This window comes from Vreelandella aquamarina, assembly GCF_900110265.1.
Taxonomy (GTDB): Bacteria; Pseudomonadota; Gammaproteobacteria; order Pseudomonadales; family Halomonadaceae; genus Vreelandella; species Vreelandella aquamarina.
Genome location: NZ_FODB01000052.1, coordinates 21399 through 27457 on the forward strand (window position 1 = coordinate 21399; position 6059 = coordinate 27457).

Here is a 6059-nt window from a genome sequence, read left to right on the forward strand (position 1 = left end):
TGAAGAAAAAGGATGGTAGATCATTTGGAACAGCAGTTTCAAGCACTTGGGGCGCAGGAATCGGTAACTCCCGACTACCCTGACCAGGATCATGTGCTGATTATTGAAGATGATCAGCGCTTGGCCGAGCTCACCCGCGATTATCTGGAAGCAAACGGCTTTCAAGTGACGCTAGAAGCGGATGGTGCCAAAGGCGTAGATCGTATTTTAACGCTGCAGCCGGATCTAGTGATTTTGGATCTGATGCTACCCGGTGAAGATGGTTTGGCCATTTGCCGCCGCGTGCGGCCCAACTTTGCTGGCCCCATCATGATGCTGACTGCCCGCACTGATGACCTTGATCAAGTGCTCGGGCTAGAAATGGGCGCGGATGACTATGTGCCCAAACCGGTGCAGCCCCGCGTGCTGCTAGCCCGTATGCGTGCGCTTCTGCGTCGCGCGGACGCGCCAGCCCCCGATGGTGAAATGCGCCTTAAGTTTGAGAACCTGGAGATTGATAACGCCACGCGGGAAGCCTGGCTCTCCGGTGAGCGTATCGACCTGACCAGCGCAGAATTCGACCTGCTGTGGCTGCTAGCGCGTAATGCTGGCCGTGTGCTGACCCGCGAAGAGATTTTCAGCGACTTGCGAGGCATTAAATACGACGGCCAAGACCGCTCTATTGATGTGCGCGTATCGCGTATTCGCCCAAAAATTGGCGACGACCCTAACCAGCCGCACCGTATTAAAACCGTGCGCAGTAAAGGCTATCTGTTTGTTAAAGACAGTTAAACAAGAGAGGTCGCCTAATGCGGCGAGTGCTTAGCCACGGCTCGTTTTTACGCTTCTACCTACTGCTGGGCCTAGCGCTGTGCGTGGTGTTTTTTATTGCGCTAGGGGGGCGTTCTTTTATAGAGCAGGTGCGCCGGGAAGATTATCGCGAACAGCTCGCCGCGCTGCCTATGTCATTAATGACACAGCAGCTTGCCAGCGTGCCCATAGATGAGCGTGAAACACTGTTAGGCGATTTTTCCGAGCAGCTAGGCATGCAGCTGGTGCTGCGCGACATGAACGACGCCCAGTTAGGCTATTTCGAGCGGTCGCGAATTGAGCGGGGCGCGGTGTTAGTGGCAGAAGAGCCTTGGCAACTGCGCCAGCGGCTGCCCACGGCTAACACCAGCGGGGAGCTATGGGTGCTGGAAGCCACGTTTGACGCTTGGAGCGAACGCCAGTGGCAGGGCAGCATGGTGTTGTTGGGGGAATGGCTGGCCGCCATGCCAGAGGAAGAGCGGCTAGCGGCGCTGGCCGAGCTACGCCCCGGCAGTTGGCCGTTGAGCCTGCTCAACGCACTTCCCGATGACTTGACCACCGAACAGCAGTTTCAGCTAACGCTCGGGGGTGTGATAACCCGGCTAGTGACAGACAAGCTATCGATTACGCTACTTTATCAATTGCCTAACGCCTCGGGAGGGGCCGACCAGTGGCTTCAGGCTGGGCCTATTTCCCGAGGCGATACGTTGCCGCTCAATTTGCACTTGCCGCTGCTCGTGGCGCTGATGGTCGTGCTAAGCCTGATCATTTATCTGATTATGCGCAGCATCGAGTCGCGCATGGCGCGGCTCGAGCTGGCGGCAACCCGTATTGCCAGTGGCCGGTTGGAAACCCGCGTCAAAGTGGAAAGCGGCGACTTTCTGGGGCGCTTGGGGATGGCCTTTAATGGCATGGCGAACCAAGTGCAGAGCCTACTGCGGGGTCAGCAAGAGATGATTCGCGCTGTCTCCCACGAGCTACGCACTCCGGTGGCACGCATCCGCTTTGCGGTGCAGATGGTCGAGGACATGACCGATCAACCCGCCATTCAGCGTCAGCTCCAGGGTATTGATGCAGATATTGCTGAACTGGATGAGTTAGTGGACGAAATTTTGACCTATGCGCGCCTAGGTGGCGAAACGGTCAATGGCGCAGAGCTGGAAATGGCGTTGGTGGAGTGCCGGTCTATGGCGGAGCGGGTGATTGATACGCTAGCACCGCTGCACAGCGGGCAGACCTTAACCCTGGTGCCGGGGCCTGATATTGAGCTGTTGGCAGAGCCGCGCTACCTGCAGCGGGCACTACAAAACCTAGTGGGCAATGCTTGCCGCTACGGCAAATCTCAAGTGGTGATTCGCCTGTGGGATGAGCCGCGCTTAGTGCGTATAGATGTAGAAGATGACGGCCCAGGCATTCCCTTCGATGCCCGAGCCGATATCTTCAAACCCTTTGCGCGCCTGGACGATAGCCGCGCCCGCAGTTCTGGTGGCTACGGCCTTGGTCTCTCGATTGTGCAAAAAATCATGGCAGGCCACGGTGGTAGCGTCACCGTAGATAGCAGCCCTGCGCTGGGCGGCGCACGCTTTACGCTGCTGATTCCTCGTCGCGATTCGCCGGTTTAATTCCTGACAGCACCGCAAAGGAGGTCTCCTTGGCGGTACGCAAAAAGTCCTGCATCCACGGCGCTTCCGCCGACTCCTCACGAATAGCGGCATAGAGCGTGCTCCAGATGCCGTGCTCGCCTAGCTTCACCGCGCTGACGTAGTCGCGCTCTAAATACTCCGTGAGCGCCCAGTTGGGCAGCGCACATACGCCGCGGCCACTGGCCACCAGCTGCATCATCATAATCGTCAGCTCTGCGGTGCGAATCTCTTTAGGGCGCACGTTGGCTGGGGCCAAAAATTGGGTGAAGACATCCAGGCGCGACTGCTCCACTGGGTAGGTGATCAGTGTCTCCTCGGCCAGCGCGCTAGGCTCAATATAGGGTTGGCCCGCAAAGCTGTGTTGCCGGGCAACCGCTAGCAGCCCCTCATAGCGAAACAGCGGCACGTAGTGAACGCCTTCCAGCGGCTGAGGGTCGGCGGTAATGACTAAATCCAGCTGCTCACGGGCCAAGGCAGGCAGCGGGTCGAAATGGTGCCCGCTGGGAATATCGATCTCCACTTCCGGCCAGTGGTCGCGGAAGTAATCCACCGTGGGCATGAGCCACTGAAAGCAGCTATGGCACTCGATGGCCATGTGGAGCCGCCCCTGCTCGGTGCCCGCTAATCGGGCCAGGTCCCGCTCAGCTTTGCGGACCTCCGGCAAAATCTCATCGGCCAGCGCCAGTAGCCGAAGCCCTGCCCGCGTGAATTCTACCGGACGGGTCTTGCGCACAAACAGCGCGCTATCCACGCGACTTTCTAGATCTTTCAATTGGTGTGAGAGGGCCGACTGCGTTAAGTGCACCCGCTCAGCGGCTTCTACCAGCGAGCCAGTTTCGCGTAGGGCCAGCAGCGTGCGCAAATGGCGTAATTCAATCATTGTGAGTGTTTTTCATGTTTGATATTAAAATCTTTAGTTTGATTCACGTTTATGCGGCACTCAAACTGTGTGAAATCATTCACGTTGGAAGGAATCATCATGACAGTTTCTCATATTCTCGGCTATCCCCGCATTGGCGCTCAGCGCGAACTGAAAAAAGTCACTGAAGCTTACTGGAAGGGCGACGTTAGCCGTGACGAACTAGAAGCCGCTGGCCAAGCGCTACGGCTTGCCCACTGGCAAACCCAGCAAGCCGCGGGCTTGGATATGGTCAGCGTGGGTGATTTCGCATTTTATGACCAAGTGCTAAACGTTTCCGTAATGCTGGGCGCGGTGCCTAGCCGCTTTCAAGCCCAAGACGAGGTAAACGCAGGCCACGTCGACCTGGACACCGCCTTTCGCATGGCCCGTGGCCGCGCGCCAAGCGGTACCCCGGCGGCCGCCTGCGAGATGACTAAATATTTTGATACCAATTACCACTACCTAGTGCCTGAGCTTCAACCAGGGCAGACATTTACCTTAGCCTCCACGCGGCTGTTTGACGAGGTAGATGAAGCTCTAAAAGCGGGCTTTACGCCCAAAGTGACGCTGACCGGGCCGCTGACATGGCTATGGCTAGGCAAAACCAAGGGCAGTGAGTTTGACCGTCTTGAGCTTCTTGATAGCGTACTGGATGTTTACAGCGAGACGCTTTCCCGCCTAGCGACTCAGGGTATTGAGTGGGTGCAGCTAGACGAGCCTGCGCTGGTACAGGATTTGCCACTGGCCTGGCAGCAGGCCTACGAGCGTGCTTACCATCGCCTGCAGTCGGCCCCGCTGAAGCTGCTGGTGGCCACTTACTTCGGCGCGCTGGGCGATAATCTTTCGCTCACCACGCGGCTACCGGTAGAGGGGCTGCACATCGATGCCGTGCGTGCCCCCGAGCAGGTGGAGAGCGTGATTGATCGGTTAAGCCTGCACCAGGTGCTCTCGGTAGGTTTAGTGGATGGCCGAAATATCTGGCGGGCCGATTTGGCGGCACTGCGTGAGCGCTTACTGCCGCTGAAAGTGCGACTGGGACAGCGGCTGTGGCTCGCGCCTAGCTGCTCGCTGCTTCACGTGCCGGTCGATCTGCGTCAAGAGGCCGAGCTGGACGCCGAGCTGGTGACTTGGCTGGCGTTTGCTCGTCAGAAGCTGGATGAAGTGGTCACGCTGGCGCGACTGATTGATAACCGTGCTACGCCGGAAGACGAGCAGCGTTTGAGCGAGGCAACCCGCGCCTTGGATGCGCGCCGGGAATCGACGCGTATCCACCAACCCGTTGTGAGCGAGCGTTTGGCCGCCGTCACGCCACAAGACAGCCAGCGTCAGTCGCCCTATGCACAGCGTGTGCAGGCCCAGCGCAGGCTGCTGGCACTGCCGCTGTTCCCCACCACCACGATTGGCTCGTTCCCACAGACGGATGCCATTCGTGCCGCACGTCGTGCTTTCAAGGCCGGTGAGCTAAGCCAAGCGAACTACGAAGCGCGGATGCGCGAAGAGATCGCCTACGCGGTGGAACGCCAGGAAGCGCTTGGCTTGGACGTACTGGTGCACGGCGAAGCCGAACGGAACGACATGGTGGAGTACTTTGGCGAGCAGCTCGGCGGTTTTGCGTTTACCCGCTTTGGCTGGGTGCAGAGCTACGGCTCCCGCTGTGTGAAGCCACCGATCATCTTTGGCGACGTGACGCGCCCTGCACCGATGACCGTACGCTGGAGCGAGTACGCTCAATCGCTGACCGAAAAGCCGATGAAAGGCATGCTCACCGGGCCGGTGACGATCTTACAGTGGTCGTTCGTGCGTGACGACCAGCCCCGCGCCACCACCTGCCGTCAGATCGCCCTGGCGCTGCGCGACGAAGTGTGTGACCTGGAAAAAGCGGGTATCCATGTCATTCAAATTGACGAGCCAGCGCTGCGTGAAGGGCTGCCGCTGCGTCAAAGCGAGTGGCAAGCTTACCTGGATTGGGCTGTTGAGAGCTTCCAGCTAAGCGCGGCAGGCGTGGCCGACAGCACGCAGATTCATACCCATATGTGCTATTCAGAGTTCAACGACATCATTGGCGCCATTGCCGCGCTGGATGCCGATGTGATCACCATCGAAACATCGCGCTCAGATATGCAGCTGCTGGATGCGTTCCAGGACTTCGCCTACCCCAATGAGATCGGGCCGGGCGTCTACGATATCCACACGCCAAATATTCCCGAGGTGGAGTGGATGGTGGCACTGATGGAGAAAGCGCTGGAGAAAATCCCGGCCGAACGTCTATGGGTCAACCCGGATTGCGGATTGAAAACCCGTGGATGGGCCGAGGTAGAGCCTGCCCTGGCCAATATGGTGGAGGCCGCTGAGCAGCTGCGTCAGCGCTACGCTTAAGCCAGGTGGGTTGCTCGGCTGCTATTAACCCCGCTACTAAGTGCAGCGGGGTTTTTGCATTGTGCGCCAGGCATGGCGCGCAGCGCCTTGACTGGCGCTATTCCTGAGGGTGGTGCCTCACAGGATGACTTGGGGGTGAAAGTCCCCTACGGACCCTGATAGCGGGAACCGTTAGCTGAACAGCAAGGGTGTCTGCCGCAAGGCAGAATCCGAAGGAAGCTGAAGGCAAACTCCCGGCCCGACGAACAGAAATCGCATACGAGGCTATCGCACCCGGGCGAGAGTGCAATGATCCTCAAAGCCCCATAGCTATCCGGAAGGGGCGATAGTAAATGCGGCGGGTAGGTGGG

At 58.6% G+C, this 6059-nt stretch carries 4 protein-coding genes; 3 read left to right on the forward strand and 1 reads right to left on the reverse strand.

The features are described from left to right. The first annotated feature begins 12 nt into the window (after window positions 1-12). Entirely contained in the window at window positions 13-771 is a 759-nt protein-coding gene (locus BMY49_RS13625) for a winged helix-turn-helix domain-containing protein (protein WP_044630480.1), read from the forward strand. A gap of 17 nt (window positions 772-788) precedes the next feature. Next, window positions 789-2411 carry an ATP-binding protein gene (locus BMY49_RS13630; RefSeq protein ID WP_089675816.1) on the forward strand — a complete coding sequence of 541 codons (1623 nt, stop codon included), beginning with the start codon at window positions 789-791 and terminating at the stop codon, window positions 2409-2411. Here the strand turns inward: BMY49_RS13630 and BMY49_RS13635 are convergent. Continuing rightward, window positions 2374-3312 carry a LysR family transcriptional regulator gene (locus BMY49_RS13635; RefSeq protein WP_058577124.1) on the reverse strand — a complete coding sequence of 313 codons (939 nt, stop codon included), beginning with the start codon at window positions 3310-3312 and terminating at the stop codon, window positions 2374-2376. The two genes, BMY49_RS13630 and BMY49_RS13635, sit on opposite strands and share 38 nt — an antisense overlap. Before the next feature lie 99 nt (window positions 3313-3411). On the opposite strand from BMY49_RS13635, the gene metE reads away from it, so the two are divergent. Continuing rightward, on the forward strand, window positions 3412-5709 hold the full coding sequence (gene metE, locus BMY49_RS13640; RefSeq protein WP_089675817.1) for a 5-methyltetrahydropteroyltriglutamate--homocysteine S-methyltransferase: 2298 nt from the start codon (window positions 3412-3414) through the stop codon (window positions 5707-5709). The last annotated feature ends 350 nt before the right edge of the window (window positions 5710-6059 follow it).